Genomic DNA, 26,972 nt, shown 5'->3' on the forward strand with positions numbered 1-26,972 from the left:
CGTGCTCAAGGTCGCCGTGCCCAACAAGGGCTCCCTGTCCGCCGCTGCCAGCGAGATGCTCAAGGAAGCGGGCTACGCCCAGCGCAGCGACCCCCGCGAGCTCGCCCTCCACGACGCGGCCAACGACGTCGAGTTCTTCTTCCTGCGCCCGCGCGACATCGCCGTCTACGTCGGCTCCGGGCAGCTCGACGTCGGCATCACCGGCCGCGACCTGCTCCTCGACTCCGGCGCGCCCGCCGAGGAGGTGCTCCCGCTCGGCTTCGCCCGCTCGACCTTCCGCTACGCCGCGCGGGTCGGCACCGCGACGAGCCCGGCCGACTTCGAGGGCAAGCGGGTGGCGACCTCCTACGCCGGGCTCGTCTCGGCGCACCTGGGCGAGCTCGGGGTGAGCGCCGAGGTGATCCGCCTCGACGGCGCGGTGGAGACCTCCGTGCGCCTCGGGCTGGCCGACGCCATCGCCGACGTCGTCGAGACCGGCACGACGCTGCGCCAGGCAGGTCTCGAGGTGCTGGGCGAGCCGATCCTGCGCAGCGAGGCCGTCCTCGCGCGCCGCGTCGGCGCCCCGGGCAACCCGGCGGTCGACCAGCTGGTGCGCCGGATCCAGGGCGTCATCATCGCCCGGCAGTACGTCCTCATGGACTACGACGTCCGCGCCGAGCTGGTCGCCGAGGCCGTCGGCATCACCCCCGGCCTCGAGTCGCCCACCGTGTCGCCCCTGCACGACAAGGGCTGGGTCGCGGTGCGCGCGATGGTCAAGTCGGCCGAGACCAACCGCGTCATGGACGAGCTCTGGGAGCTCGGCGCCCGCGGCATCCTGGTCACCGGCATCCACGCGTGCCGCCTCTGAGCCCGCGGGCGGCACCGGGCGAGCGGCGAGTGCCACAGCTCCCGCACGTCTTCCGCCCGCGGTGGGCCCGGTGGGTGCCGCTGGGCTTCGCCGGTGCCCTGCTGGTCGGCGGGCTGCTCCTCGCGCTCGCCAGCAGCGGCTGGCCGGCGGCCGACCGCATCCTCATGGTCGCCACGACGCTGGCCACCACGTGGTTCCTCCACCGGCTCTCGGCGGTGCGGGTGCGGGCCGACGACGAGGGGCTCACCGTCGTCAACCTGCGTGGCCGTCGGCGGCTGGCCTGGGCGCAGGTCGTCGGCGTGCGGCTCGGCGACGACGACCCCTGGCTCGTCCTCGACGTGTCGGACGGCACGACCGTCTCGGCCATGGGGGTGCAGGGCTCGGAGGGCGCGTACGCTCGCGAGCAGGCCCTGCAGATCGCTCGGCTGGTGGCGCGCCGCTCGCGGGTGACGGGCGACGGCCGGCCGGGCCGCTGAGCCGGAGAGGGAGGCCGCCGTGGGGATGATGCGCTGGATGCGCGGCAACGACTCGGCCAGTGCCGGCATGATCGGCGCCGGGCTCAACGAGCTGCACGCGGCCTTCAACGGCACCAAGAAGACGCTCGTCGTCGAGCGCGAGTCGCGCGCCCTGCGCCGCGACGACGAGGCACAGGAGGGCGACGCGCCCCCGGAGCAGCAGCGGGGCGCCGCGTGGTCGGGTGCGCCGTCGGTCACGATCCGCCGCTCCGACGCGGCCGAGGCGGCGGAGCGCGCGCGGACCCTCGACGAGGGCCCCTCAGTCGCCCAGTAGCACCGCGACGTCGTCGCCGCCGGAGCCCTGCGGTGGAGCGCCGTCGACGCGCAGGTCGGCCCGCCGGCGGGTCCCCTCGGCGATGAAGTGCGCGCTCTCGAGCTCGCGCCAGCGCAGCCACTCCGCACGCAGCCCCTCGCCGTCGCGCTCGAGGCCGCGGCGCAGCCGCAGGTCCGACGGCGCCTCGACCCACACGCCCAGCACGGCGTACGCAGTCACCCGCCGGTCGCCGGACCCGCACCCCTCGACGACCAGCGCCGGTGCCGGGTCGACGCGCAGGGTGCCGCCCCAGGCGTCGTGCTCCCAGTCCCAGCGCGGGTGGTGCGCGGTGCGGCCGTCGGCGAGCGGGGCGAGCACGGTGTCCTCGAGCCGCTGGGCGACCCCGCCGAGGCCCGCCCACCCCTCGTAGAGGTCGTCGAGGTGCACCAGCGGCAGCTCCGCACCCGCTGCCGCCTCGAGCGCCGCGTGCAGGCGGCCGGCGAAGGTGGTCTTGCCCGAGCCGGCGGGGCCGTCGACGGTCACCAGGCGCACGGCCCCCAGCCGCGGTCGGCGGGCGAGCACCCTCGCGGCCAGCGCCGCGTACGCCACTGACGACGGCACGGTCCCCCCTCTCGCCCGCACGGACTCCAGGCGCGGCATGCTGCCAGACGGCAACTCCCGCGTACCCACTCCGAAGGAGCCCGACGTGCCCGGTCCGCAGAACCTTCTCCGCCGCGAGCTCCACGAGGGCTGGTCGGTGCGCGCCGTGGCGGGCGACGCGCCGGCCGAGGTCGCTGGGGCGGTGGTGCCGGCGACGGTGCCGGGGTCCGTGTTCACCGACCTGCTGGCGGCGGGGTTGATCCCGGATCCCTACCTGGACCGCAACGAGGTGCTGCTGCAGTGGGTGGGGCTGACGGACTGGCGCTTCGAGACGAGCTTCTCGTGGAGCGATCAGGGTGCCGAGCGGGTGGACCTCGTGTTCGACGGGCTGGACACGGTGGCGCACGTGGAGCTCAACGACCAGCTGGTCGCGGACACGGTGAACATGCACCGCACCTACCGGTTCGACGTCCGCGGGCTGCTGGCGGAGGGCGACAACACGCTGGCGGTGACCTTCGCGTCTCCGGTGCGGGCGGCAGACCGTCTGCAGGAGGAGCTGGGCCGGCGCCCGCACGTGAACACGCACCCCTACAACGCGATCCGGAAGATGGCGTGCGCCTTCGGCTGGGACTGGGGTCCGGACCTGCCGACCTCGGGGATCTGGCGGCCGGTGGCTCTGGAGTCGTGGAGCACGGCGCGGCTGGCGGCTGTCCGCCCGCTGGTGACCGTGGAGGAGGGCCGCGGGGTGGCCCGGGTGCACGTCGACGTGGAGCGCGCGGGCGCCGGCGACGGTGACCTGCCGGTGCGCGTACGTGTCGGTGACCACACCGTCGACGGCGTGGTCGCGGCCGCCGCCACCGCGACGGTGGCGGAGGTGGTGGTCGAGGACCCGGAGCTGTGGTGGCCGCACAGCCACGGCGGGCAGCCGCTCTACGACGTGAGCGTCGAGCTCGGTGCGCTCGACACGTGGACGGGACGCGTCGGCTTCCGCAGCGTGGAGCTGCGGACCGAGCCCGACGACGAGGGCACCGGGTTCGTGGTCGCGGTCAACGGCGAGCCGGTGTTCGTGAAGGGGATGAACTGGATCCCGGACGACCTGTTCCTGGAGCGGGTGACGCGGGAGCGCTACGCCGACCGGATCGGGCAGGCGAAGGCCGCCGGCGTCAACCTGCTGCGGGTGTGGGGCGGCGGGATCTTCGAGTCCGACGACTTCTACGAGCTCTGCGACGAGCAGGGAGTGCTGGTGTGGCAGGACTTCCTGTTCGCCTGCGCGACCTACGCAGAGGAGCAGCCGATGCGCGGCGAGGTGCTCGCCGAGGCGCGCGACAACATCACCCGGCTCGTGAGCCATCCCAGCCTGGCGCTGTGGAACGGGAACAACGAGAACATCTGGGGCTACGCCGACTGGGAGTGGGAGGAGCGCCTGGACGGGTTGTCGTGGGGCGCAGGCTACTACTACGAGTTGCTGCCGGCGTTGGTCGCGGAGCTCGACGGCACCCGGCCGTACTCGTCGGGCAGCCCGTTCTCGGTCGACCCGGACCGGCACCCGAACGACCCGGCGCACGGCTCGATGCACATCTGGGACGTGTGGAACTCGTTGGACTACACGGTCTACCGGGACTACGCGCCGCGCTTCGTCTCGGAGTTCGGCTGGCAGGGCCCGCCGAACTGGTCGACGCTGGTCCGCGCGGTCCACGACGACCCCCTGACACCGGAGTCGCCGGGGGTGCTGCTGCACCAGAAGGCGATGGAGGGCAACCGCAAGCTCGAGCGCGGCCTGTTCCCGCACCTGCCGCAGCCGCGGGGGATGGAGGACTTCCACTGGGCGATGCAGCTGAACCAGGCGCGGGCGATCGCGTTCGGGCTCGAGCACTTCCGGGCGATCTCACCGCACTGCATGGGCGCGGTGGTCTGGCAGCTCAACGACTGCTGGCCGGTGACCTCGTGGGCGGCGGTCGACGGTGACGGCAAGCGCAAGCCGCTGTGGTACGCGGTGCGCCGCGCGTTCGCAGACCGGCTGCTCACCGTGCAGCCTGCCGACGGGGGCCTCGCAGTGGTCGCGGTCAACGACACCTCCGAGACGTGGGAGGCGTCGGTCGCAGTGGCTCGGCGAGGTCTCGACGGGACCGTCCTCGAGGAAGCGGCACTGGCGCTGTCTGCAGGGCCCCGGCAGACCGTGCGGCTGCCTGTGCCGCCGGAGGTCGCCTCCTCCGAGGATCCCGCTCACGAGCTGCTGGTCGCCGAGGCAGAGGGTGCAGCACGTGCCCTGTGGCACTTCGCCGAGGACCGCGACACAGCGTTGACCACTGCAGACCTCGAGACCCGGGTCGAACAGGTGGACGGAGGCTACGACGTCACGGTGCACGCGCGTACGTTCGTCAAGGACCTCGTGCTGCTCGCCGACAAGGTCTCGCCCGATGCGAGCGTCGACGACATGCTCGTCACCCTGCTCCCAGGGGAGACCACGACGTTCCACGTCTCGTCGGAAGCCCAGCTGGACGCGGACGCGCTCGTGGCCCCACGGGTCCTCCGCAGCGCCAACCAGCTCGTGGCCGGGTGACCGCCGTGCCGCAGCTGCCCGACGACCCGCTGCTGCGCAGGGTGCTCCTGGCCCTGCTGGGCATGCAGCGGCAGTCCTGGGAGCAGGGCGTGCTCGGCCACGCCCTGCTCGACCTCGGCTGCGACGAGCTGGCCGAGGTCGTCGCCCGCGACTCGGTGCTCCGGCAGACGCCGGCGGGCAAGCTGGCCGAGATCGAGGACACCGGCGTCGTCAACTGCGGTGCGGCCGGCGAGGCGCTGCTGTGGCTGACCACTCGAGACCACGACCCCGCCCTTCGTGCGGCCCTCGACCGGCAGGTGGACTGGCTGGTCTCCCGGGCGCCGCGGGCCGAGGACGGCACGCTGTTCCACCTCGAGGGGAGCCGGCAGGTGTGGGTCGACACGGTCTACATGGTCCTGCCGCTGCTGGTGCAGACCGGCCACGTCGACGAGGCGGCCCGCCAGCTCGACGGGCACCGCCGCCGGCTCTTCGACGAGACGTCCGGGCTGTGGTCGCACCAGTGGGGCGAGACGTCGCGCAGCCTGCTGCGCGCGGCGCACTGGGGGAGCGGCAGCGGCTGGGTGGTGGCGGGCATCGCGCGGGCGCTGCGCTCCCTCGGCGAGCGCGACGGGCGGTTCCGCGCCGACGCGGCGAGCCACGCGCGTACGGTGCTCGACGCCTGCCTCGCCCACCGGCGCGCCGACACCGGCGTCTTCCTCGACGTCGTCGACGGCGAGGGCTCGTTCGCCGAGGCGAACCTCGCCCAGATGCTCGCCTACGGCGCCTTCACCGGCGTCGCCGACGGGTGGCTCCCCGACGCCTACCTCGAGCGGGCCCGCTCGCTGCTCGCGTCGGCGCGGGAGCGCGTCGACGCCCTGGGCTTCGTCGACGGGGTCTCGGGCGCGCCGCACTTCGACCGGCCCGGGCGCTCGGCGGAGGCGCAGGCCTTCCACCTGCTCGCGGCGGCCGCCGAGCAGCGCTGCGGCAGACTGGCCGGGTGAGCGACGCGCCGAGGACCATCCCCGACACCGGCTTCGCCGGTGACACCGGTGAGGGCGACCCGGCGCTGGTGGCTGCCCTCGAGCGCTACGCCGTCGAGCCGGGCCGGGCCCCCGAGGTGCTGTCGGCGCTCGCCGGCGCCCGGGTGCTCGTCGCGGTGGTGGCGGTGCTGACCGCCGAGGACGAGCCCGTCGACGGCCTGCGGCGCGAGAAGTCCACCGACATGGCGCTCGTGACCGTGCAGCGGCCGGACGGCGCCCGGGCCGTGCCCGCCTTCACCTCGCTCGCGAGCCTCGCGGCCTGGCGGGACGACGCGCGCCCGGTGCCGGTCGAGGCCTCCCGCGCGGCTCTCTCGGCCGCCGCCGAGGGCGCCGTCGCGCTGCTGCTCGACCCGGCCGGGCCGGTGCCCTGCGTCGTGAGCGGTCCGGCGCTGCGCGCCGTGGCCGAGGGCACGGTCCCGCAGCCGATGTACGCGGACGCCGGCCTCGGCGCCCACGTGCGGGCGCTCGCGTCAGCCGCTCCCGGCGTGGCCGGCGCCCGGCTGGAGCCGGCGCCCGGCGTCGACGCCCGGCTGGTCCTGACGCTCGCCCCCGGCGCCGACGTGCAGGCGGCGCTGGCCGTGCTGGGCCCGGTGCTGCAGGCCGACGAGACGCTCCGCGTCCGGACCCTCGCCGGCCTCGACGTCGCCGTCGAGGGGTAGCCCGGGCGACCACGGGGCACGGGTGCCGGCATGAGCGAGGACTCCCTGCGGTTCGTGGGAAACGCCACCACGCTGATCCGCCGCGACGGCTTCACCGTGCTGACCGACCCGCACTTCCTGCACCAGGGCCAGCGGGCGTACTTCGGCCTCGGCCTCTCGGCGCGGCGGCTGCTCGAGCCGACGATGCAGGTCGGGGACGTGCCGCCGCTCGACGCCGTCGCGCTCTCGCACCTGCACGGCGACCACTACGACCGCGTCGCCCACGCCGGGCTCGACGCCTCGGTGCCCGTGGTGACGACCGTGCAGGGCGCCCGCCGGCTGGGCCGGCGCAAGGTGCGCACGGAGGGCCTGCGCACCTGGGAGTCGTGGGAGACCGCCAAGGACGGCGCCACCCTGCGGCTGACCTCCCTGCCGGGCAGGCACGCCCCCGGCGCGCTGCAGGCGGCGATCCCGAAGGTCATGGGGACGATGCTGGAGTTCGAGCGGCAGGGGCGGCAGCCGTACCGCATCTACCAGAGCGGCGACACCCTCGTGCACGACGACCTGCGCGAGATCGCCCGGCGCTACCCCGACATCGACCTGCTCCTGCTGCACCTCGGGGGGACCCGCATCCTCGGCGTGACGCTCACCATGGACGGGCGGCGCGGGGCCGACTTCCTCGAGCTGCTCGACATCACCCGGCGCACCGCGGTGCTGCCGATCCACTACGGGGAGTACGCGCTGATGCGCTCGCCGCTCTCGGACTTCCGGGCCGAGGTCGAGCGGCGCGGGCTCGACCTCGACGTGCGCTGGGTCGAGCGCGGGGGAGTGCTGGCGCTCTGAGCGTCAGCCCGGCAGCACCATGGCGTGCGCGTCGACGACGACGTCGGGCGTCGCCGAGCGCTCCGCGACGAGCGCCGCGTTGGCCTCGTCGGAGCGCAGAACCCACTCGCGCGCTTCCTCCGGGGAGCGGCCGAAGCGCACGTGGCGGGCGATGAGGCGCTCGACGCGCACCTCCTCGTCGCCGCGCACGAGCCACGTCTCGTCGAGCAGCCCGAGCACCTGCGCCCACGGGCCGTCCTCGAGCAGCAGGTAGTTGCCCTCCGTGACGACCAGCGGCACCTCCGGGGCCACGGCGACCGCCCCCGCCACGGGCTCCTCGATCTCGCGCCGGAACGCCGGGGCGTAGACCGTCACGCCCCCCGGATCGCGCAGCCGGCGCAGGAGGGCGGCGTACCCCTCCGCGTCGAAGGTGTCGGGCGCGCCCTTGCGGTCGGCGCGACCGAGCCGCTCGAGCTGCGCCTGGGCGAGGTGGAAGCCGTCCATCGGTACGAGTGCGGCGCGGTCCCCGAGCGCGGCGACCACCGCCTCGGCCACCGTGGACTTGCCGCCGCCCGGCGGCCCGGCGATGCCGAGGACGCGCCGCGGGCCTGCGGCCAGCGCCTCGGCGCGGGCGACCAGCTCGGCGAGGGAGGAGACGGTGACGGTCATCTTCCGGTAGACAAGCACACCTGGGCTGGCTCGGCGGACAGGGGTGCGGCAGTGGCACAGGTCAAGGTCTACGGGCTGGCATCGGTGCTGGCGCCGTCACGGGCAGCGGTCTCCGACGCCGTGCACGCGGCACTGGTCGAGGGCCTGGGCATCCCGGCCGACAAGCGCTTCCACCGGTTCTTCCCGCTCGCGCCGGAGGACTTCGTCCATCCCGCCGGGCGCTCGGAGCGCTACACGATCGTCGAGGTCCTGCTGTTCGCCGGGCGCTCCGAGCAGGCGAAGAAGAAGGCCTACGCGGCGCTCTACCGCGGCTTCGCCGCGCTGGGGACCGCCGCCGAGGACCTCGAGGTCGTGCTGATCGAGACCCCGCGGGTCGACTGGGCGATCCGCGGGGTGCCCGGCGACGAGCTCGCGCTGTCGTACGCGGTGGAGACCTGACCCCGCCCCCCGCAGGCCCGCGCCCTCAGCGGTGTGCCGCGGTCGGGTAGACCGGGCCGGTCAGCGACTCGCCGGGGCCGTCCCCGGGCGCATCCGGCACGAGCGAGGCCTCGCGGAACGCCAGCTGCAGCGTGCGCAGCCCGTCGCGCAGCGGCCCGGCGTGGTGGGAGCCGAGCCGCGGCGCCGCGGCGACGACCAGGCCGGCGAGGGCGGTGATCAGGGTGCGCGCCTCGTCGAGGTCGAGGTGGTCGGCCGCGTCCTCATCCTCGGCGAGCCCGCACTTGACCGCGGCCGCGCTCATCAGGTGCAGCGCCGCGGCGCTGACGACCTCGACGGCCGGCACGTCGGCGATGTCGCGGGTGGCGTCGGCCAGCGGCGCGTCGGGGCGGGAATGCAGGTCGGGGTCCTCGGCGCTCATACCTGGTAGCCTGTCATGTCGACCCGCCTGCTCCTCACCCGCGGTGGCCGCTCCGGCGACCACCACGACCGTGGGGCAGGCGCGCAAGCGGAGGTCCGCCTCCCACCCGGTGCCAGCACCTCGCGTGCGGCTCCCGGGTCCGGTCAGTGGAGCGGGCCGTCGCCCCAGGTGGGGCCGACGGAGGTCCCCGCTCCCGCGTCGTCGTCCCGCGACGGCGCAACCGGTCGGGAAGCAGTCCTGCGCGTGCGTCGCGGACGCCCGGCCCCCCCGAGCCGCCTCGTGCACTCGGAGACCTCCCCGGACGGACGTGCAGGTTCCACCCGCCCCGACCGCTTGGAGTCAGCATCAGCACAGAGCCCCGCATCAACGACCGGATCCGCGTCCCCGAGGTCCGGCTCGTGGGTCCCAACGGTGAGCAGGTCGGCATCGTGCGCATCGAGGACGCGTTGCGCCTCGCGCAGGAGTCCGACCTCGACCTCGTCGAGGTCGCGCCGATGGCCCGCCCGCCGGTGGCCAAGCTCATGGACTTCGGGAAGTTCAAGTACGAGTCCGCGATGAAGGAGCGTGAGTCCCGGCGCAACCAGGCTCACACCATCATCAAGGAGATGAAGCTGCGGCCGAAGATCGACCCGCACGACTACGACACCAAGAAGGGCCACGTCGTCCGCTTCCTCAACGCGGGCGACAAGGTCAAGATCACGATCATGTTCCGCGGTCGCGAGCAGTCGCGCCCGGAGCTGGGCTACCGGCTGCTGCAGCGCCTCGCCGAGGACGTGCAGGAGCTGGGCTTCGTCGAGTCCTCGCCGAAGCAGGACGGCCGCAACATGATCATGGTGCTCGGTCCGCACAAGAAGAAGGTCGAGGCGATGGCCGAGGCGCGCGAGGCGAAGGCCCGTCGTGCCCAGGGCGGCGCCGACGACGCTGCTGCGGACGCGCTGGACGCCGTGGACGTCGACGACGCCCCGGTGACCCCCGAGGTCGCCGAGCGCACGACCGACCTCGTGGCCGAGCAGCGGGCGACCGTGGGCGCGGCCGCTCCGACCGAGCAGGCCTAGCCCGCACGACCCGATCGACCCTCCCGCCGCGGTGGCGACACCGCGGCGGGCGCACGACCGCACCACACCCCGTGCGGGTGCCGACCGCACCTGCACGACCAGATGCACCGACGAGCGAGGAGAACCGGCGCCATGCCGAAGAACAAGACGCACAGCGGGGCCAGCAAGCGGTTCCGCCTGACCGGCAGCGGCAAGATCAAGCGCGGGCAGGCCGGCCGCCGTCACCTGCTGGAGCACAAGCCCTCCACGCTGACCCGCCGGCTCAACGGCGAGGTCGTCGTCGACAAGGCCGACGTCAAGCGCATCCGCGCGCTGCTCGGCCGCTGACGCCCAGCTCGCTCCCCCCGCTCGTCACCACCCCGTAGGCAAGGAGATCCACCGTGGCACGCGTCAAGGCAGGTGTCGGCTCGGCGAAGAAGCGCCGCGCGACCCTCGAGAAGGCCAGCGGCTACCGCGGCCAGCGCTCGCGTCTGTACCGCAAGGCGAAGGAGCAGGTCACCCACTCCCTGGTCTACGCCTACCGCGACCGCAAGGTCCGCAAGGGCGACTTCCGCCGGCTCTGGATCCAGCGCATCAACGCCGCTGCCCGCGCCAACGGGATGACCTACAACCGCCTCATCCAGGGCCTCAAGGCCGCCGGTGTCGAGGTCGACCGCCGCATGCTCGCCGAGCTCGCGGTCAACGACGCGGCCGCCTTCACCGCCCTGGTCGAGGTCGCCCGCGCCGCGGCGCCCGCCCAGGTCCCCGCGTCCGCGGCCTGAGCCCGCACCCCTCGCAGCGAGCAGTCCGCTGAGCGCGACCTCCCGGCCGCGGTCCGTGGTCGCGGGCGGGGCGACCTCCCTGGTCACCTCCGCCCGCAGCCCACGGATCGCGGCCGCTCGCCGTCTGGGCAAGCGCGCCTTCCGCTCCCAGGACCGCCGCTTCCTCGCCGAGGGCCCGCAGGCCGTCCGCGAGGCGCTCGCCTGCACCCCGCAGCTGGTGAGCTCGGTGCTCGTCACCGACGAGCTCGCCGGCCGGCACCCCGAGCTGCTGGCCGCCACCGCCGAGGCGGGGGCCGAGCTCGTCCGCGTCGCCGGCGACGTGCTCGCCGAGCTGGCGCAGACGGTCACCCCGCAGGGGGTCGTCGCCGTCTGCGGGTTCCTCGACGTGCCGCTCGCCGACGCCGTACGCCCCGGGCACCGGCTCGTCGCCGTGCTGAGCAACGTGCGCGACCCCGGCAACGCCGGCACCGTCCTGCGCGCCGCCGACGCCGCGGGCGCCGACGCGGTCGTGCTCAGCGACGCCTCCGTCGACGTCTACAACGGCAAGGCCGTGCGCGCGAGCGCCGGCAGCCTGTTCCACCTGCCCGTCAGCGTGGGCGCGCCGCTGGCCGAGCTGGTCGCCGCCGCCCACGACGCCGGCCTGCGCGTGGTCGCGGCCGACGGCAAGGGCCGCAGCCTCGACGACGCCGACCGCGACGGCTCCCTGGCCGGACCGACCGCCTGGGTCTTCGGCAACGAGGCGTGGGGCCTGCCCGACGAGACGCTCGCGCTCGTCGACGACGTGCTGGCCGTGCCGATCCACGGCCGGGCCGAGAGCCTCAACCTGGCCACGGCCGCCGCGGTGTGCCTCTACGCCTCCGCCCGGGCCCAGCGGGCCTGAGCCCGTCCCCGGGCTACGCCCCGGGTGCGCCGAACCTGAGCCCGTCGACGAGCAGCCGCACCATGCGCCTGCTCTGCTCCTGGCCGTCGGTGCCCGGCCCGGCACCCAGGCGGCTGACGGCGACGAGCAGCTCCTCGGCGTCGACGTCGGCACGGATCTCGCCCGCCGCGGCCGCGGCGTGGAGCAGACCCGCGAGCGTGGGGCCCAGTCGCCCGGTGAAGTAGCCGGGCAGCGCGTCGTAGGCCGGGTCGCCGGAGTGCAGCGCCGCTCCCAGGCCCCGCTTGGTGGCGACGAAGTCGGTGAACCTCAGCAGCCACGCGGTGACGGCCTCGGCAGGCGGGTGCTCCTCGGCGATCGCCGCGGCGGCCTCGGCGCAGGCGTCGACCTCTCGCTTGAACACCGCCTGGATCAGGTCCGACCGCTTCGGGAAGTGCCGGTAGAGCGTCCCCACCCCGACGCCGGCTGCCGCCGCGATGTCGCGCATCGGCACGTCGACTCCGGACTCGGCGAAGCACGACGTCGCGGCCGTGACCAGTGCGTCGAGGTTGCGCGCCGCGTCGGCCCGGACCCTGCGCGGCGGGTCGGCGGCGGAGTCGGCTCGCGCGCTGGTCGTCGCCATGTCCTCGTCCTGTCCTCGGGTGCCTTGCCAAAGCGGAACAACGATCCGTATAGTTCCGGACGAACGTTCCGTTCAGCAGCGTACGTCCCCGACCGGACGCGCTGCCACCGTCTACGCACTCGAGGAGCTCTCGTGCACTACAGGACCCTGGGGCGGACCGGCATGAAGGTCAGCCCCTACGCGCTCGGCGCGATGATGTTCGGCAGCATCGGCAACCCGGACCACGCCGACTGCGAGCGCATCATCCACCGGGCGCTCGACGCCGGCATCAACTTCGTCGACACGGCCGACGTCTACTCGCACGGCGAGTCTGAGCAGATCGTCGGGAAGGCGCTGAAGGGCCGGCGCGACAGCGTCGTGCTCGCCACCAAGTCGCGGCTGCCCATGGGCGACGACCCCAACCAGCAGGGCGCGTCGCGCCGCTGGGTCCTCGCCGCCGTCGAGGACTCGCTGCGGCGCCTGGACACCGACTACATCGACCTTTACCAGATCCACCGGCCCGACCCGGAGACCGACGTCGAGGAGACGCTGTCGGCGCTCACCGACCTGGTACGCAGTGGCAAGGTCCGCGCCGTCGGCACCTCAGAGATGCCGGCCTCCGACATCGTCGAGGCGCAGTGGGTGGCAGAGCGGCGCGGGCTCGTGCGCTTCCGCAGCGAGCAGCCCAACTACTCGATCCTCGACCGTGGCATCGAGGCGGAGGTGCTGCCCGTCGCGGAGAGGTTCGGCATGGGCGTGGTCGTCTGGAGCCCGCTCGCCAAGGGCATGCTGACCGGCCGCATCCGCAAGGGCCAGCCGACCGACCTGCGTCGCGCCGGCCGCTTCTCCAGCTTCCGGGACGAGCAGCGCCTCGACGCGGTGGAGCAGCTGGTCCCGCTGGCCGAGGAGGCCGGGATCCCGATGACGCACCTGGCCATGGCGTTCGCCGTCGCGCACCCCTCGGTGACGAGTGCGCTCATCGGTCCGCGCACCATGGAGCAGCTCGACGACCTGCTCGCGAGCGTCGACGTCACGCTCTCCGACGAGCTCCTCGACCGCATCGACGGGATCGTGGCTCCGGGTACGCGCGTCGGTGCGCCGGACGAGGCCGCCTACCTCCCGCCGTCGCTGAAGCAGCCGGGCCTGCGCCGCCGGCCGGTGGACACGCGCGGCGCCGCCTGAGCCGGCACGCCGCGGGCTGCCGGAGGTCGGCGGCCCACCGGACGACGTCATCGAAGGTCATCCTCGGCAAGGTCTGAGGACGACGCCGGCTCCCGCCGTGCAGGGCGGGAGCCGGCGACCAGCTATCCGAGCGAGACCGGCACGCCGCCCGCGGTGACCGCGATGGTGTTGGCCGACAGGGTCGGCGGGTGGTCACCGCGCGACCAGACGCCGAAGAACTGGTCCGTGATGGTGTTGCGGAAGATCCTCGTGTCGTTGTTGGCCGCGCCCGGCGCCGCGAACGTGATCACTCCCGCGGTGTTCGGGGCCTCGAGGAAGCCGACGTTGTTGCCCGACACCTGGTTGTCGTAGAGGTAGACGCCCGTGGTCGAGCTGCCCGGTGCCTCGGAGTTGACGATCAGGCCGCCCTCGAAGGAGTCGCGCACCGTGTTGCCGGCGACGTCAGCGCGGGTCACCGTCGAGCCGGGCAGGTCGGCAGCGACGACGATGCCGCCGATGTCGGGTCCGGCCGCGCCGAACCCGATGCCGGTGATGCGGTTGTCCCGGATCGTGATGTGCGAGAGGGCTCCGTCCACGTTCTGCGTCGCCGCGACGACGCCGCAGCCGTTGTAGTTGCCCCACGTGTCGTTGTCGACGACCTTGACCCACGACGTCTTCACCAGCGGCGCAGCCGGGTTCTGCTTCTCCATGCGCGCGCCGGGGTCGAACGGCCCGTTGTCCATCACGCCGATGCCGCCGCGCCCGTTGTCGTAGACCTTGTTGCCCTGCACCGTCACGTGGGAGACACCGAACAGGCTGATCGCGAAGGCCTGGCCGACGAACGAGCGCACGCCGCTGCCCGGCAGGGGCGGCGCCGACGGGTCGACGGTCTTGTAGGCGTTGCCCGTCACGGTGGAGTCGGAGATGCGCAGGTGCGAGACCTTCTCGGCGAAGATGCCCTGGTATCCGGCGCCCGTGACGCGCACGCCGCGGATGGTGACGTGGTCGGCGCCTGCGCCGACGTAGATGCCGATGTCGCAGCCCGTGGCGTCGACGGTCGTGCGGCTGATGCGCTGGTGGTCGTGCGCGACCACCGAGGCGCTCAGCCCGGTGCCACCCACGTCCGGCGTGCAGCTGGCCGCGGCCTGGGCGGCCCCCGGCGCGACCAGGCCCAGCGCGGCCACGACCGGCACGGCAGACAGGGCGAGCGGAAGGCTCGTCCTCGACCTGAGATGGAGGTTCATGCGACGTCCTGCCTCTCCTCGTGCGGGCACGCGCCGGGTGACGCGCACGCCGGAGTGTCCACCCGCAGGCGAAGCGGCTCTATAGTCCGAACGGGCTATCCCCAAGCGGCGAAACCACCGCGCGCGGGGCCCGGACCCGCACCGGCCGTCAGTCCCGACGATCCACGCGGCCGCCGCTGGGAGGAGCCTCCAGGCGCTCGAGGACACGGGTCGGCCCAGCTGGCTCGTCTCGAGGTGCGGACCCCGCAGTCCGGCCCTAGGTTGCCGTGTGTCGGCCGACACCTCTGTGCACCTCACCGTCGAGCGAAGGGTCTGACATGCACCTGCGTGCACTGCGTACGTCCCTCGGACCGGTCACTGCCGCCGCCGTCGTGGCGACGGCTGCAGCCGGAGCCGGCCTCCTCACCGCGCCAGCGGCGTCAGCCGCCGAGCCCGGCACCACCTCCCTGGCCTCCGTGCTGCTGGCGGGCGGCGGGCCGACCTACGACCGCAACGGCGACGACTACGACATCCTCACCGGAGCCGTCCTCGCCGTGCTGGCCGCGAAGCCGGACAGCCCGGTCAAGGTGCTGACGGACGGCACGACGCCGCTCACCGCGTTCCTGCCCGACGACAGGGCGTTCCGCAAGCTCGTCATCACGCTGACGGGCAGCAGCGTCAAGAGCGAGCAGGCCAACCTGGCGGCGGTGGCGTCGCTGGGCATCGACACGGTGGAGCAGGTGCTGCTCTACCACGTGGTGCCGGGCGCGACGATCGACGCGTCGGCGGCCGCGGCCGCCGACGGCGCCAGCCTGACGACCGCGGCCGGAGCACCGCTCACCGTCGACGTCGGTGCCTCGATCCGGATCGTCGACACCAGCGCGGTCACCAAGGACGCGAAGGTCAAGGTCCCCGACATCAACGCCGGCAACCGGCAGATCGCCCACGGCATCGACCGGGTGCTCCTCCCGGCGATGTAGGCCCGGAGCGACGCACGACCGGTCGGCCTCCTGCGCAGGAGGCCGACCGGTCGTGCGTGCCGAGGGCCGTCGCGGGGCTCAGGAGCAGGTGAGCTTCGGCCCCGCCCAGTCGGCGTGGTCGCCGAGCGTCGAGCCGCCGCTGCTCGCCATGCTGTCGGCGAACAGCGTCAGCCAGGTGACGCCGCTGAGGTCGGCAGAGATCCGCCGCGGCGGGTCGTTGACGGTCAGGATGTTGCTGGCCGCCTTGAGCACGCCGTCGCCGAGGATGTCGAAGGTGACGGCGCCCTTCACGCCCTTCTCGTCGTCGATGCCGGCGTCGGTCGTGATCCTGGAGCACCGGCCGCCGAGGTAGTAGGTCACCATGCTGTCGGCGTGGGTGCCCAGCCCCCGCAGGTAGACGTGGCCGCCGATCTTGATCGCCCTCCCGTCACCTGCCGGCTGCTCGCCGTTGCTCCGGTCGATCTCCACCGGCCCCCACCCGTTCGAGGCCCCGACGTAGGTCAGGTCCGTGAGGTCGGTGGTGCCGGCCGCCGGCAGCTTGCGCACCGAGACGGCCAGCTCGCGGCTGACCGAGGTCGACGTGCCGTCGCCCCAGGTGTAGGTCGCGGTCAGCCGGACCGGGTAGTCGGCCTGCGTGGTCGGAGCCGGCACGTGCAGCGTCCACCGGCTGGTGAGCGGGCTGCCCGGGCGCAGGCTGCCTGCTGTCACGGGGTCCGAGGTGGTCAGCGTCCAGGTCGAGGGGGTCTGCACGCGCAGCGAGACGCCGGTGACGGCGCCCGGCCCGTTCTGGGCGACCGTCGTCGTGATGGGCGTGTCCACTCCCGGCATGACGACCAGCGGGCCGTTGCTCGCGCCCGGGACCACCGCGTCGACGAAGACGTGCGGCGGGTACGCCGTGGCTGCCCCCGGGTCGCGGTGCACCCGGTAGACGACGGTGCCGTGCGGCTCGACGTTCGCGGTGATGGTGCCGGCGGTGCTGAGCGTTCGCTTGGTCCACAGGTTGGTCATCGAGTAGGCGCTGCTGCCGCCGATGCCGAGCGCGGCGGTCGTGGTCGAGAAGCCGAGCGGCACGTCGCCCTCGTTGTAGAACGCCACGGCCACGTCGCCGTTCGCGAGCGGCTTGGCGAACGTGCGTCCGGCGCCCTCGTGCGCGATGACCTTCGCCTGCACGCCCTTCGGGTCCTGGTCGAGCGCGATGAGGTCCTTGTTCGTGAGGATCCCGAGCGTCTCGGGCGTCGCCTTGCGCAGGTCCGTGCCGATGATCAGCGGCGCGTTCATCATCGACCAGAGCGTGAAGTGCGTCTGGTACTCAGTGGTCGTCATGCCGCCGTTGCCGACCTCGAGCATGTCGGGGTCGTTCCAGCCGCCGAGGTGCGCGTACTGGTCGAGCGGCGCGTTGATCGTGACGATCCGCTTGATGCTGCCCCAGTCGTCGATGATGTCGGGAGCGTTGCGCCAGCTCTGCGCCATCTGCCCGCCCCAGACCCAGGGCTGCTGCAGGCCGGCCTCGCACAGCGCGTAGACGATCGGCCGGCCGGTGGCCCTGAGCGCGTCGCCCATCGCGCCGAAGCGGGCGATGTAGCCCTCCTGGGTGCTCGGGTAGCCGTTGCGGGTGCCGCAGTTGTCGTACTTCAGGTAGTCGATGTGCCAGTCGGCGAAGGTCCGCGCGTCGACCGTCTCGTAGCCCAGCGAGCCGGGCAGCCCGCGGCAGGTGGTGGTGCCGGCGCTCTCGTAGATGCCGAGCTTGAGACCGCGCGTGTGGACGTAGTCGGCCAGCTCGCGGATCCCGTTCGGGAACTTCTTCGGGTCGGGCAGCAGGCGCTTGGTCACCGGGTCGCGGTGGTCGGCCATCCAGCAGTCGTCGATGTTGATGTAGGTGTAGCCGGCCGCCTGGAGGCCCTCGGAGACGAACAGGTCGGCCGTCTGCCGGATGATCTGCTCGTCGACGGTGCAGCCGAACGCGTTGAACCCGTTGAACCCCATCGGCGGCAGCCCTTCGACGCCCGGCACCGGGGTGGTGGTGGGCGTGCTCGTGGGTGCGGGGGTCGGAGTCGTCGGGGGAGCCGGCGCCGTCGGGGGTGCCGGAGCCGTCGTGGGGGCGCTGCTGGGCGCCGGTGCCGGCGCCGGTGCGGGCGCCGGTGCGGGCGCCGGCGCCGCCGGGGGAGCGGCCGGCGCATCGCCGGTGGTGACGGTGCTCGGCAGCGCGCTGACGTAGCCGAGCACGCGTACGCGCAGGGTGAGGGAGCGCGCGCCGGTCAGGTCGGCCGTGACGACGCCGGCGACCGGGCGGGTGACGACGACGGCCTCGCCGCGGCGCGCGACGAGCGGCACGCTCGCGGCGCTCTGGCGCCCGTCGATCCGCACGCTGCCCGTGCCTGACGTCGAGCTCAGGCCCAGCACGACGGCCGACGCGGTCGCCGGGACGCCGTGCACGCCGCCCAGCACGAGCCGGGAGCTGCGCGAGCGGACGAGGCGGAGACCGGCCGCGGCGTACGCGGGGGCCACCGGGACGAAGCCGCCCGCGGTCGCTGCGGCGGCGGGCAGGTAGCCGAGGACGTCCGCGCCGAGGACCCGGACGCCTGCGCCCGCCTGCAGCGAGAGACGGCCGGCCGCGTCGAGCGGGACCAGCGCCAGGTCGTCACCGCGGCCGGCGGGTGCGGCGACGGGGGTCGAGGGGCGCGCGGACCCGCGGGCCCAGGCCCACACCGAGCCGGTGCCGCTTGTGTGGAGCGAGACGACAGCTGCGCGGGCGCCCGCCGGCACGCCGGTCGCGCGCAGGGTCCGTGGCGCCCGTGACATCGCAGCACCGACCGCGAGCGGCCGGGCCGCGGCGAGCGCGGTCAGCCCCGACGCTGCTCCCGCCGGCACGTAGCCGGTGGCGTAGGCGCTGACGGTCACGCCCGAGGTCGTCGTGCCCGTGAAGGACAGCGAGCCGGACGGCGACAGCCGCGTGAGCACGCTCGTGACGGAGGTCGTTCCCGGCGCGAGGGTCAGGGTCGCGCTCCTCGGAGCGGCCCCCGCGGCCCACAGGCGCACGCCCGCGCTCGCCCGTGCTGAGCGGTTGTGCGCGACGACCGAGACCAGGACGGCTGCCGCACCGCTGGCGGGCACGTGGGCGTGTCCGGCCACGGCGACCGTGCGGCGGGTGCGGGTGGCCGGCTCCGTCATCAGCCGCGAGCCGTTGAGCGGGACGACGGCCGGGACGGCGGTCGCCGCCGCGGCGGCGCCGGTGCCCTCGGCGGTCGAGGTGGCCGAGGCGGCCGAGGCGCCCGCCAGCCCGCTCAGGGTGGAGGCCGACAGCGCAACGGCGCACGCGAGCGCGGCCAGGGGAGGACGTACGAGCCTCACGCGGCGGGCTCCGGCACGGGCTCAGGTCGGAAGCTGGCGCGCATGGTGGTCCCCCAGGGTCGAAAACGGGCCTTATCCCCCTGGAATCTAGGCGTTCGTGCGCCGGCGGCGAAATCCCCTGGAGCGGTGACGGCCGACACAGCGAGGTGCCGCCGCCCCGGCGAAAGCAGTTGACCGCTCCGCGGCGGAGGGCCAGCGTGACCGCATGGACATGGAAGTCACGGCCTACATGTCGATGTGGCACGCGGCCAACGCCGAGCAGGGCCGCAGCGGCTTCTCCCGCGCCTCGGCCCGCCGGATCCTCGCCTTCGCCCGCCCGCACAAGCGCCAGCTGGTCGGCTTCCTCGCCCTCAGCGTCGTCCTCGCCGTGCTGGCGGTCGCGGTGCCGGTCCTCGCCGGGCACGTGGTCAACGCCATCGTGCGCCGCTCCTCGACGCGCACGGTCGTGGGGCTCGCCCTGCTGATCGCCGCCCTGTCACTGGTCGAGGCGGCGCTGGGCATCCTCAACCGGCTGCTCTCGGCGCGCATCGGCGAGGGCCTCATCCTCGACCTGCGCACCGCTGTCTACGACCACGTGCAGCGGATGCCCGTCGCCTTCTTCATGCGCACCCGCACGGGCGCGCTGGTCAGCCGGCTCAACAACGACGTGATCGGCGCGCAGCGTGCGTTCAGCGACACGCTGTCCGGGGTCGTCAGCAACGTCGTCGCCGTGGTCCTCACCGTCGCCGTGATGGTCACGCTGTCGTGGCAGATCACGCTGCTCGCGCTTCTGCTGCTGCCCGTCTTCGTCGTGCCCGCGCGCCGCATGGGCCGCCGGCTCGCCTCGCTCGAGCGCGAGGCGGCTGCGCACAACTCGGCGCTCTCGACCCAGGCGACCGAGCGGTTCTCCGCGCCGGGCGCCACGCTCATCAAGCTGTTCGGCCGCCCCGCGCTCGAGTCGGCGGAGTTCGCGGCGCGGGCCGCGCGCGTACGCGACATCGGTGTGCGCACCGCCATGGTGCAGACGGTGTTCGTCACCGCGCTGACCACCGTGTCGGCGCTGGCGCTCGCGCTGATCTACGGCCTCGGCGGCTGGTACGCGCTGCGCGGCACCCTCGACGCCGGCGACGTCGTCGCCCTCGCCCTGCTGCTGACCCGCCTCTACGCCCCCCTCACTGCGCTGGCGAGCGCCCGCGTCGAGGTCATGAGCGCGCTGGTGAGCTTCGAGCGGGTCTTCGAGGTCCTCGACCTGGTGCCGCTCATACAGGAGCCGGAGCACCCGCGCCCGCTGCCGGACGGCCCGCTCGGAGTGGAGCTGGAGTCGGTCTGCTTCGCCTACCCGTCGCCGGAGAAGGTCTCGCTCGCCTCGCTGGAGGAGGTGGCGGTGCTCGACGCCCGCGGCGGCGTCGAGGTGCTGCACGACATCAGCTTCCAGGTGGCGCCGGGAGCGCTCGTCGCGCTGGTCGGGTCGTCGGGTGCGGGCAAGTCGACGATCGCCTCGCTGGTGCCGCGGCTCTACGACGTGGACTCCGGAGCCGTGCGCCTCGGCGGGGTCGACGTCCGCGAGCTGTCGTCCGCCAGCCTGCGCGATGCCGTCGGCATGGTGACCCAGGACGGCCACCTCTTCCACGAGTCGGTGCGCTCCAACCTGCTGCTCGTGCGCCCGGAGGCGACCGACGACGAGCTCTGGGACGTCCTCGGTCGGGCCCGGCTGCGCCGGCTGGTCGAGCAGCTGCCCGACGGGCTCGAGACGGTGGTCGGCGAGCGCGGCTACCGGCTCTCGGGCGGGGAGCGCCAGCGGCTGACGATCGCGCGGGTGCTGCTCGCCCGCCCGCGGGTGGTGATCCTGGACGAGGCGACGGCCCACCTGGACTCCACCTCCGAGGCCGAGGTGCAGGCCGCCCTCGCGGAGGCGCTGGTCGGACGCACGGCCATCGTCATCGCCCACCGCCTCTCGACGGTGCGCGCGGCCGACGCGATCCTCGTCGTCGAGGACGGCCGTGTCGTGGAGCGCGGCACCCACGAGCAGCTGCTCGAGCGGGGAGGTCGCTACGAGGAGCTGCACCGCACCCAGTTCGACCGCGTCGGCCGCTGAGCCCTACGCGACGACGGCGACCGCGCGCACCGGGAAGGTCCCGAGCTCGGCGAACGGCGGCGGCAGCACCGTCAGCCGCGCGTCGGCGCCGACCAGCGCCTCGAGGCCGGTGAGGTGCTCGACGATCGGGATCCCGGCGCGCAGCAGGCGCGCGTGCGCCGGTCGCGCCGGGTCGTCGACCGCGTCGATGTTGAGCGCGTCGATGCCCACGAGGGCGGGGGAGCGCTCGACCAGCGCGTCGACGGCTGCGGCGCTCAGGTGCGGGCCGCCCGAGGCGTACGCGTCGGTGCCCCAGTGCCGCGACCACCCCGTGCAGACGAGGACCGCGCGACCGGCCAGGTCGCCGGCCGCCTCGACGAGCCCGGCGCCCACGGCGCCGTCGCCCTCGGCGACGAGCAGGGTCACGGGCACGTCGACCAGCCGCTCGAGCTCGAGGCCCGCGACGTCCGCCCCGTCGGCCCAGTAGTGGCGGGGCGCGTCGAGGTAGGTGCCGGTGTTGGCGACCATGTCGAGCCCGAGGATCTCGAACGACAGCCCGCCCGTCAGCCGGCGCGCGGACTGCTCGCGGCTCACGTGCGTGCGCAGCTGCGGCCCGGGCAGCCCGGGGTAGGTCTGCATGCCCGGCGTGATCGGGTGGCTGAGGTCGAGCAGGGTGCGGGTCATGGGCCGGAGGGTAGCGAGCGGAGGACCGTCCCGGCGGAGCCGTCCGCGCGAGGGGCCGGTCTCGTCGGTGGGCCGCCGTACGATGCGCGCGTGACCGCCGAGGCCGCTGCGCCCCTCCGCACGCTCGCCGACGACCTGCCCGACGGGCTCGTCGTCGCCGACGAGCGCGGGACCGTCGTCGCCTTCAACCCGGCGGCCGAGCGGCTCGTCGGCCTGCGGGCGCTCGACGTGCTGGGCGGTCCGCTCGAGCAGGCGCTCCCGCTGGCCGACCGCGAGGGCCGGCTCTGGTGGTCGTGCGCCCGGCCCTTCGACGGGCTCGCGACGCGCACCGGGCACCCCGAGCGCACGCTGCTCCTCCCCGACGGGCGCGAGGTGCTGGTGGTGTCGCGCTACGTCCGGGAGCGGCCGCTCGGCGCGGTCGTCCGCGTCGTCGTCACCCTGCGCGACGCGCGCGCCAGGGCGCGCGAGGAGCTCAGCCGCGCCGAGCTGGTGTCGACGGTCGCCCACGAGCTGCGCTCGCCGCTGACCTCGGTCAAGGGCTTCACCGCCACCCTGCTCAAGCGGTGGGACCGCTTCACCGACGAGCAGAAGCGCCTGATGCTCGAGACGGTCGAGGCCGACGCCGACCGCGTCACGCGGCTGATCACCGAGCTGCTCGACACCGCCCGCATCGACTCCGGGCGCCTCCAGCTCCAGCGCGTCCCCGTCGACCTCGGCGCCGCGGTCCAGCGCCACGTCGCCGGCATGCTCGCCGGCGAGCACGACGACGACCGCTTCACCGTCGAGGTCGACGACGAGCTGCCCGAGCTGTGGGCCGACCGCGACAAGCTCGACCAGGTGATCGGCAACCTGCTCGAGAACGCCGTGCGCCACGGCGACGGGCACGTGACCGTCACGGTCCGGGCGCTGCCCGGCGACCGGGTGCGCCTCAGCGTCGGCGACGAGGGCGAGGGCGTCGCTGCCGAGATGCGCCAGCGCGTCTTCACCAAGTTCTGGCGCAGCGGGCGGCGCGGCGGCACCGGGCTCGGCCTCTACATCGTGCGGGGCCTGGTCGAGGCCCACGGCGGGCGCATCGAGATCTCCGACGCCCCCGGCGGGGGCGCGCTCTTCGCGGTCGAGCTGCCCTCCGGCGCTCCCGACTTCGAGCTCTGACCACTTCGAGCGCCGGGTCCACTCACTAGACTCCTCGGGTGTCTGCTCCCAACTCCTCCTTCGACCCGGTGGCCGTGACGCCGCTGCACGCCGACGAGCTCGAGCGGCTGCGCGAGGCGGCGCTCGAGGCCTTCGCCGCCGCTGGCACGCTCGACGCGCTGCACGACGCGAAGGTGGCGCACCTGGGCGACCGCTCACCGATCCGGCTCGCGCGCGCCGAGATCGGCGCGCTGCCGCCGCAGGCCCGGGCCGACGCGGGCAAGCGGGTCGGCGCTGCGCTGCGCGCGGTGGAGCAGGCCCACGCCGAGCGCGAGCAGGCGCTGGAGGCCGAGCGCGACGCCCGCGTGCTGGTGGAGGAGACGGTCGACGTCACCCTGCCCTACGACCGCCGCCCGGGCGGCGCGCGCCACCCGCTCACCACGCTGGCCGAGCGCATCGTCGACGTCTTCGTGGCCATGGGCTGGGAGGTCGCGGAGGGCCCCGAGGCCGAGGCCGAGTGGCTCAACTTCGACGCGCTCAACTTCACCCCAGACCACCCTGCGCGCGCGATGCAGGACACGTTCTTCGTCGAGCCGCCCGAGGCCGGCGTCATCCTGCGCACGCACACCTCACCGGTGCAGGCGCGCACGATGCTGTCGCGCACGCCGCCCTTCTACGTCGTGGCGCCCGGGCGCACCTACCGCACCGACGAGCTCGACGCGACGCACACGCCGGTCTTCAACCAGGTCGAGGGCCTCGCCGTCGACGAGGGCCTGACGATGGCCCACCTCAAGGGCACCCTCGACCACTTCGCGACCGCGATGTTCGGCGAGGGCGTGGTCACCCGGCTGCGGCCGCACTTCTTCCCGTTCACCGAGCCGAGCGCCGAGATGGACCTGCGCTGCTGGGTGTGCCACGGCGAGTCGGTCGACAACCCCGACTGGGACTGCCGCACCTGCAAGTCCGAGGGCTGGGTCGAGTGGGGCGGCTGCGGCGTGGTCAACCCGCGGGTGCTGGTCGCCTGCGGCATCGACCCCGAGCGCTACACCGGGTTCGCCTTCGGCATGGGCATCGAGCGCACCCTGATGACCCGCCACGGCGGCGAGGACATGCGAGACATGGTGGAGGGCGACGTCCGCTTCACCCTTCCGTTCGGCGTGGAGGTCTGACGTGCGGGTGCCCCTGTCGTGGCTGCGCGAGCACGTCGACGTCCCCGCCGACCAGACCGGGCGCGAGGTCGCCGAGCGGCTGGTGCGCGCGGGCTTCGAGGTCGAGGCGGTCGAGCGCGCCGGCGACGTGACGGGCCCGGTGGTCACCGGCCGTGTCGTCGACTTCGCGGCCGAGCCGCAGAAGAACGGCAAGACCATCCGCTGGTGCCAGGTCGTCGTCGCCGAGGGCGCCGAGCCCCGGGGCGTCGTGTGCGGCGCGAGCAACTTCGCCCCCGGTGACGTCGTCGTGGTCGCCCTGCCCGGCGCGGTGCTGCCGGGCGGGTTCGCGATCAGCGCGCGCAAGACCTACGGCCACGTGTCCGACGGCATGATCTGCTCCACCCGCGAGCTCGGCGCGGGCGACGACCACGACGGCATCCTCGTGCTGCCTCCCGACACCCCGCTCGGCGTCGACGCGGTCGACCTGCTCGGCCTGCGCGACGAGGTGCTCGACGTCGTGCCGACGCCCGACCGCGGCTACGCGCTCTCGATCCGCGGTCTCGCCCGCGAGCTCGCGACGGCCTACGAGCTCGAGTTCCGCGACCCGGCCGAGGTGGCCGTCGAGAGCGCGGCGGGGGAGGCGTGGCCCGTACGCCTCGACGACCCGGCCGCCTGCCCGCGGTTCGTGGCCCGCGTCGTCACCGGCCTCGACCCGCAGGCGCCCTCGCCGCAGTGGCTCCAGCGCCGGCTCGCGCTCTCGGGGATGCGCTCGGTCAGCCTCGCCGTCGACGTCACCAACTACGTCATGCTCGAGCTCGGGCAGCCGCTGCACGCCTACGACCGCGACAAGCTCCGCGGCCCGGTCGTCGTGCGCCGGGCCGTCGCGGGCGAGACGCTCGAGACCCTCGACGGCGCCAAGCGCACGCTCGACGCCGACGACCTGGTGATCACCGACGACAGCGGAGCCATCGGCGTCGCCGGCGTTATGGGCGGCGCGTCGACCGAGATCTCCGGCACGACGACCTCCATCGTGCTGGAGGCCGCGCACTTCGCCCCTGCCGTGGTCAGCCGGGGCGCCCGCCGGCACGCCCTGCTCAGCGAGGCCTCCCGCCGGTTCGAGCGCGGGGTCGACCCCGCGCTGCCCCCGGTCGCCGCCCAGCGCGCGGTCGACCTGCTCGTCTCGCTGGGCGGCGCGACCGCCGGGCCCGGCGGCACCGACGTCGGCGAGGCGGCCGCGCCGGTCGTCCTGCGCGTTGCGGCCGACCTGCCCCGGCGGATCGCCGGCGTCGCCTACACCGACGACGAGGTCGCCGGCTGCCTGCAGGCGGTCGGCTGCGAGGTCGAGGTCGACGACGACACCCTCGTGGTCGAGGTGCCGTCGTGGCGGCTCGACCTGCGCGACCCCTACGACCTGGTCGAGGAGGTCGCCCGGCTGGTCGGCTACGACCGCATCCCGTCGGTGCTCCCGGTGCCGCCCGCGGGCGCCGGGCTGTCCGACGCCCAGCGCGCCCGGCGCCGCGTCGGCAGCGCCCTCGCGGCGGCCGGCGCGGTCGAGGCGCCGAGCTACCCGTTCGTCGGCGAGGCGGCCCTCGACGCGCTCGGCCTGCCGGCCGACGACGAGCGCCGCCGCGCTCTGCGGCTCGCCAACCCCATCAGCGACGCCGAGCCGCTGATGCGCACCACGCTGCTCCCGGGCCTGCTCTCGGCCGCGCGGCGCAACCTCGGCCGCGGCCGCACCGACGTGGCGCTCTTCGAGGCGGGCCTGGTCTTCCTCGTGCCCGAGGCCGGTCTCCCGCCGGCGCCGCGGCTGCCGGTCGACCGCCGGCCCAGCGAGGACGAGGTGGCAGCGCTCGACGCTGCGCTGCCCGCGCAGCCCCGCCACGTCGCGGCGGTGCTCGCCGGAGCCCTCGAGCCGGCCGGCTGGTGGGGCCCCGCGCGCCAGTCGTCGTGGGCCGACGCGGTCGAGCTGGCGCGGGTCGCGGCGCGGGCGGCGGGGGCCGAGCCGGAGGTCTCCGCGGCCTCGCGTGCGCCCTGGCACCCCGGCCGGTGCGCCGCCGTCTCCGTCGACGGCCGCGTGGTCGGCCACGCGGGCGAGCTCGACCCGCGGGTGGTCGCGCGGTTGGGGCTGCCACCGCGTACCTCCGCCCTCGAGCTCGACCTCGACGCGCTCGTGGCGGCCGGCACGGCAGCCGGGGTCGTCGTGGCGCCCCGGCTCTCGGGCTTCCCCGTCGCGACGCAGGACGTGGCGCTGGTGGTCGACGAGGCGACGCCCGCCGCCGAGGTGCTCGCCGCGCTCGAGGCCGGCGCCGGGCCGCTGCTCGAGCGCCTGCGCCTGTTCGACACCTACGTCGGCACCGGCGTCCCGGCGGGCAAGAAGTCGTTGGCCTTCCGGCTGTGGCTGCGCGCGAGCGACCGCACCCTCACCTCCGAGGAGGCGAGCGCCGCCCGCGACGCCGCCGTGGCCGAGGCGGCCGCCCGCACCGGCGCGTCGCTGCGCGGGGCCTAGCTCCCGGCCAGCGCCTGCAGCACCAGGGCCCCCGCGCCGGCGCCCGCCAGGCCGACGGCCAGGCACAGCACGACCGCCGGCGAGGGCGCGCCGGGTCGCGCGCGACGCAGCTCGCCGACCCGGCGCCGGGCGGCGAGGAGCACGACCGCGCCGGCGAGGGCGAGCGACCCGCCGACAGCGCGCGAGGCCAGGTCGTCAGGGGTTGCCAGCCGCAGCATCCCGAGGACGCACCCGCACACCGACAGCGCGGTGCGCGACCAGGCCAGGGTCGTACGCTCCGGCTGGAGCCCCGGGTCGCTGCTCACAGCAGCCGGCCGACGAGCACCACGACGCCCGCCACCGCGAGCGCGGCGGCCAGCACCGCCGGCAGCCGGGTCAGGGGAAGGGGCTGCGCGCGGCGCAGCGCCGACTCGACGCCCCACCAGCGCGGGTAGCTCGCCAGCGCCACGGCCACGCCGAGCACCACCAGCGCCGCGCCGGCGACCTCGTCGACCCGGTGGTCGGAGATCTGCAGCAGCCCGACACCGGCGGCCATCAGGGCCAGCGCGGTGCGCACGTAGGCCAGCAGGGTGCGCTCGTTGGCCAGCGAGAACCGGTAGTCGGGCTCCTCGCCCGTCTCGCGCAGCTCCTCGGCCGGCCGGAAGACCCGCCTACGCACGCCGACG

27 protein-coding genes are annotated in these 26,972 nt (G+C 74.6%); 18 read left to right on the top strand and 9 right to left on the bottom strand.

Going from position 1 to position 26,972, the window contains the following annotated elements:
- Window position 1: 1 nt before the first annotated feature.
- Genes hisG through CLV35_RS07400 form a run of 3 tightly spaced genes read left to right on the top strand, consistent with a single transcriptional unit; the run spans window position 2 to window position 1,636 of the window.
- On the top strand, window positions 2-847 hold the full coding sequence (gene hisG, locus CLV35_RS07390; protein WP_121192797.1) for an ATP phosphoribosyltransferase: 846 nt from the start codon (window positions 2-4) through the stop codon (window positions 845-847).
- 29 nt (window positions 848-876) lie between these two features.
- Window positions 877-1,323: a PH domain-containing protein gene (locus CLV35_RS07395; protein WP_121192798.1), complete on the top strand. Its 447-nt coding sequence runs from the start codon at window positions 877-879 to the stop codon at window positions 1,321-1,323.
- 19 nt (window positions 1,324-1,342) lie between these two features.
- Complete coding sequence (locus CLV35_RS07400; RefSeq protein WP_147431905.1) at window positions 1,343-1,636, top strand: hypothetical protein; 294 nt, start codon at window positions 1,343-1,345, stop codon at window positions 1,634-1,636.
- Here the strand turns inward: CLV35_RS07400 and CLV35_RS07405 are convergent.
- Window positions 1,622-2,236 carry a uridine kinase family protein gene (locus tag CLV35_RS07405; RefSeq protein WP_231121576.1) on the bottom strand — a complete coding sequence of 205 codons (615 nt, stop codon included), beginning with the start codon at window positions 2,234-2,236 and terminating at the stop codon, window positions 1,622-1,624. The two genes, CLV35_RS07400 and CLV35_RS07405, sit on opposite strands and share 15 nt — an antisense overlap.
- A 37-nt stretch (window positions 2,237-2,273) precedes the next feature.
- On the opposite strand from CLV35_RS07405, the gene CLV35_RS07410 reads away from it, so the two are divergent.
- From CLV35_RS07410 to CLV35_RS07425, 4 genes are read left to right on the top strand one after another with little or no spacing between them, the layout of a single operon-like run.
- Window positions 2,274-4,775, top strand: a complete 2,502-nt coding sequence (locus tag CLV35_RS07410; protein WP_121192801.1) for a glycoside hydrolase family 2 protein — start codon at window positions 2,274-2,276, stop codon at window positions 4,773-4,775.
- A gap of 5 nt (window positions 4,776-4,780) precedes the next feature.
- Window positions 4,781-5,755, top strand: a complete 975-nt coding sequence (locus CLV35_RS07415) for a glycoside hydrolase family 88 protein (RefSeq protein ID WP_231121578.1) — start codon at window positions 4,781-4,783, stop codon at window positions 5,753-5,755.
- Window positions 5,752-6,453: an SseB family protein gene (locus CLV35_RS07420; protein WP_121192802.1), complete on the top strand. Its 702-nt coding sequence runs from the start codon at window positions 5,752-5,754 to the stop codon at window positions 6,451-6,453. Before CLV35_RS07415 ends, CLV35_RS07420 begins: the two co-directional genes overlap by 4 nt.
- Before the next feature lie 30 nt (window positions 6,454-6,483).
- Complete coding sequence (locus CLV35_RS07425; protein ID WP_121192803.1) at window positions 6,484-7,275, top strand: MBL fold metallo-hydrolase; 792 nt, start codon at window positions 6,484-6,486, stop codon at window positions 7,273-7,275.
- A 3-nt stretch (window positions 7,276-7,278) separates the two neighbouring features.
- On the opposite strand, the gene CLV35_RS07430 is transcribed toward CLV35_RS07425, so the two are convergent.
- A complete protein-coding gene (locus tag CLV35_RS07430; RefSeq protein WP_121192804.1) occupies window positions 7,279-7,923 on the bottom strand; it encodes a nucleoside/nucleotide kinase family protein in 645 nt (214 codons plus the stop codon).
- Window positions 7,924-7,974: 51 nt separating this feature from the next.
- On the opposite strand from CLV35_RS07430, the gene CLV35_RS07435 reads away from it, so the two are divergent.
- Complete coding sequence (locus tag CLV35_RS07435) at window positions 7,975-8,361, top strand: tautomerase family protein (RefSeq protein ID WP_121192805.1); 387 nt, start codon at window positions 7,975-7,977, stop codon at window positions 8,359-8,361.
- 25 nt (window positions 8,362-8,386) lie between these two features.
- Here CLV35_RS07435 and CLV35_RS07440 read toward each other — a convergent pair whose 3' ends face one another.
- Window positions 8,387-8,779 carry a DUF1844 domain-containing protein gene (locus tag CLV35_RS07440; protein WP_121192806.1) on the bottom strand — a complete coding sequence of 131 codons (393 nt, stop codon included), beginning with the start codon at window positions 8,777-8,779 and terminating at the stop codon, window positions 8,387-8,389.
- A 344-nt stretch (window positions 8,780-9,123) separates the two neighbouring features.
- On the opposite strand from CLV35_RS07440, the gene infC reads away from it, so the two are divergent.
- The 4 genes from infC to CLV35_RS07460 all read left to right on the top strand — a co-directional run bounded on the left by infC (window position 9,124) and on the right by CLV35_RS07460 (window position 11,475).
- The gene (gene infC / locus CLV35_RS07445) at window positions 9,124-9,834 is read left to right on the top strand and encodes a translation initiation factor IF-3 (protein ID WP_121193006.1); all 711 of its coding nucleotides are present in this window, start codon (window positions 9,124-9,126) and stop codon (window positions 9,832-9,834) included.
- 132 nt (window positions 9,835-9,966) lie between these two features.
- Window positions 9,967-10,161: a 50S ribosomal protein L35 gene (rpmI, locus tag CLV35_RS07450; protein ID WP_121192807.1), complete on the top strand. Its 195-nt coding sequence runs from the start codon at window positions 9,967-9,969 to the stop codon at window positions 10,159-10,161.
- A 53-nt stretch (window positions 10,162-10,214) separates the two neighbouring features.
- Entirely contained in the window at window positions 10,215-10,595 is a 381-nt protein-coding gene (gene rplT / locus CLV35_RS07455) for a 50S ribosomal protein L20 (RefSeq protein ID WP_121192808.1), read from the top strand.
- 55 nt (window positions 10,596-10,650) lie between these two features.
- Window positions 10,651-11,475, top strand: coding sequence for a TrmH family RNA methyltransferase (locus CLV35_RS07460; protein ID WP_183061862.1), 825 nt, complete (start codon window positions 10,651-10,653; stop codon window positions 11,473-11,475).
- A gap of 13 nt (window positions 11,476-11,488) precedes the next feature.
- Here the strand turns inward: CLV35_RS07460 and CLV35_RS07465 are convergent, their stop codons facing one another.
- On the bottom strand, window positions 11,489-12,094 hold the full coding sequence (locus CLV35_RS07465; RefSeq protein ID WP_121192809.1) for a TetR/AcrR family transcriptional regulator: 606 nt from the start codon (window positions 12,092-12,094) through the stop codon (window positions 11,489-11,491).
- 132 nt (window positions 12,095-12,226) lie between these two features.
- Between CLV35_RS07465 and CLV35_RS07470 the strand changes: the two genes are divergently transcribed.
- On the top strand, window positions 12,227-13,255 hold the full coding sequence (locus CLV35_RS07470; protein ID WP_121192810.1) for an aldo/keto reductase: 1,029 nt from the start codon (window positions 12,227-12,229) through the stop codon (window positions 13,253-13,255).
- Window positions 13,256-13,377: 122 nt separating this feature from the next.
- Here CLV35_RS07470 and CLV35_RS07475 read toward each other — a convergent pair whose 3' ends face one another.
- Window positions 13,378-14,427: a right-handed parallel beta-helix repeat-containing protein gene (locus CLV35_RS07475; protein WP_183061863.1), complete on the bottom strand. Its 1,050-nt coding sequence runs from the start codon at window positions 14,425-14,427 to the stop codon at window positions 13,378-13,380.
- Between the two features lie 368 nt (window positions 14,428-14,795).
- On the opposite strand from CLV35_RS07475, the gene CLV35_RS07480 reads away from it, so the two are divergent.
- Window positions 14,796-15,437, top strand: a complete 642-nt coding sequence (locus CLV35_RS07480) for a fasciclin domain-containing protein (protein ID WP_121192812.1) — start codon at window positions 14,796-14,798, stop codon at window positions 15,435-15,437.
- A 78-nt stretch (window positions 15,438-15,515) separates the two neighbouring features.
- Here the strand turns inward: CLV35_RS07480 and CLV35_RS19980 are convergent, their stop codons facing one another.
- Entirely contained in the window at window positions 15,516-18,785 is a 3,270-nt protein-coding gene (locus CLV35_RS19980) for an NPCBM/NEW2 domain-containing protein (protein ID WP_183061864.1), read from the bottom strand.
- Between the two features lie 205 nt (window positions 18,786-18,990).
- On the opposite strand from CLV35_RS19980, the gene CLV35_RS07505 reads away from it, so the two are divergent.
- Window positions 18,991-20,859 (top strand): ABC transporter ATP-binding protein, encoded by a 1,869-nt coding sequence (locus tag CLV35_RS07505; RefSeq protein WP_121192816.1) that lies wholly within the window; start codon window positions 18,991-18,993, stop codon window positions 20,857-20,859.
- A gap of 3 nt (window positions 20,860-20,862) precedes the next feature.
- On the opposite strand, the gene CLV35_RS07510 is transcribed toward CLV35_RS07505, so the two are convergent.
- A complete protein-coding gene (locus CLV35_RS07510; protein WP_121192817.1) occupies window positions 20,863-21,522 on the bottom strand; it encodes a cyclase family protein in 660 nt (219 codons plus the stop codon).
- Between the two features lie 90 nt (window positions 21,523-21,612).
- On the opposite strand from CLV35_RS07510, the gene CLV35_RS07515 reads away from it, so the two are divergent.
- The 3 genes from CLV35_RS07515 to pheT are packed head-to-tail and all read left to right on the top strand — an operon-like array spanning window position 21,613 to window position 26,307.
- Window positions 21,613-22,674, top strand: a complete 1,062-nt coding sequence (locus CLV35_RS07515) for a sensor histidine kinase (protein ID WP_231121580.1) — start codon at window positions 21,613-21,615, stop codon at window positions 22,672-22,674.
- Between the two features lie 38 nt (window positions 22,675-22,712).
- Complete coding sequence (gene pheS / locus CLV35_RS07520; RefSeq protein ID WP_121192819.1) at window positions 22,713-23,822, top strand: phenylalanine--tRNA ligase subunit alpha; 1,110 nt, start codon at window positions 22,713-22,715, stop codon at window positions 23,820-23,822.
- Between the two features lies 1 nt (window position 23,823).
- Window positions 23,824-26,307: a phenylalanine--tRNA ligase subunit beta gene (pheT, locus tag CLV35_RS07525; protein ID WP_121192820.1), complete on the top strand. Its 2,484-nt coding sequence runs from the start codon at window positions 23,824-23,826 to the stop codon at window positions 26,305-26,307.
- Here the strand turns inward: pheT and CLV35_RS07530 are convergent.
- Together CLV35_RS07530 and CLV35_RS07535 are read right to left on the bottom strand one after the other, a co-directional pair.
- Complete coding sequence (locus tag CLV35_RS07530; RefSeq protein ID WP_121192821.1) at window positions 26,304-26,612, bottom strand: DUF202 domain-containing protein; 309 nt, start codon at window positions 26,610-26,612, stop codon at window positions 26,304-26,306. The two genes, pheT and CLV35_RS07530, sit on opposite strands and share 4 nt — an antisense overlap.
- Complete coding sequence (locus CLV35_RS07535) at window positions 26,609-26,965, bottom strand: YidH family protein (protein WP_231121581.1); 357 nt, start codon at window positions 26,963-26,965, stop codon at window positions 26,609-26,611. Before CLV35_RS07535 ends, CLV35_RS07530 begins: the two co-directional genes overlap by 4 nt.
- Window positions 26,966-26,972 lie beyond the last annotated feature (7 nt).

It is taken from the genome of Motilibacter peucedani (assembly GCF_003634695.1).
GTDB lineage: Bacteria > Actinomycetota > Actinomycetes > Motilibacterales > Motilibacteraceae > Motilibacter > Motilibacter peucedani.

What these genes read in the sequence shown, in the direction of transcription:
- rpmI (WP_121192807.1), top strand. Translation starts at nt 9,967, where the DNA reads ATGCCGAAGAACAAGACGCACAGCGGGGCCAGCAAGCGGTTCCGCCTG.
- CLV35_RS07505 (WP_121192816.1), top strand. Translation starts at nt 18,991, where the DNA reads ATGGACATGGAAGTCACGGCCTACATGTCGATGTGGCACGCGGCCAAC.
- CLV35_RS07430 (WP_121192804.1), bottom strand. Translation starts at nt 7,923, where the DNA reads ATGACCGTCACCGTCTCCTCCCTCGCCGAGCTGGTCGCCCGCGCCGAG.
- CLV35_RS07510 (WP_121192817.1), bottom strand. Translation starts at nt 21,522, where the DNA reads ATGACCCGCACCCTGCTCGACCTCAGCCACCCGATCACGCCGGGCATG.
- CLV35_RS07425 (WP_121192803.1), top strand. Translation starts at nt 6,484, where the DNA reads ATGAGCGAGGACTCCCTGCGGTTCGTGGGAAACGCCACCACGCTGATC.
- CLV35_RS07465 (WP_121192809.1), bottom strand. Translation starts at nt 12,094, where the DNA reads ATGGCGACGACCAGCGCGCGAGCCGACTCCGCCGCCGACCCGCCGCGC.
- CLV35_RS07440 (WP_121192806.1), bottom strand. Translation starts at nt 8,779, where the DNA reads ATGAGCGCCGAGGACCCCGACCTGCATTCCCGCCCCGACGCGCCGCTG.
- CLV35_RS07480 (WP_121192812.1), top strand. Translation starts at nt 14,796, where the DNA reads ATGCACCTGCGTGCACTGCGTACGTCCCTCGGACCGGTCACTGCCGCC.
- CLV35_RS07410 (WP_121192801.1), top strand. Translation starts at nt 2,274, where the DNA reads ATGCTGCCAGACGGCAACTCCCGCGTACCCACTCCGAAGGAGCCCGAC.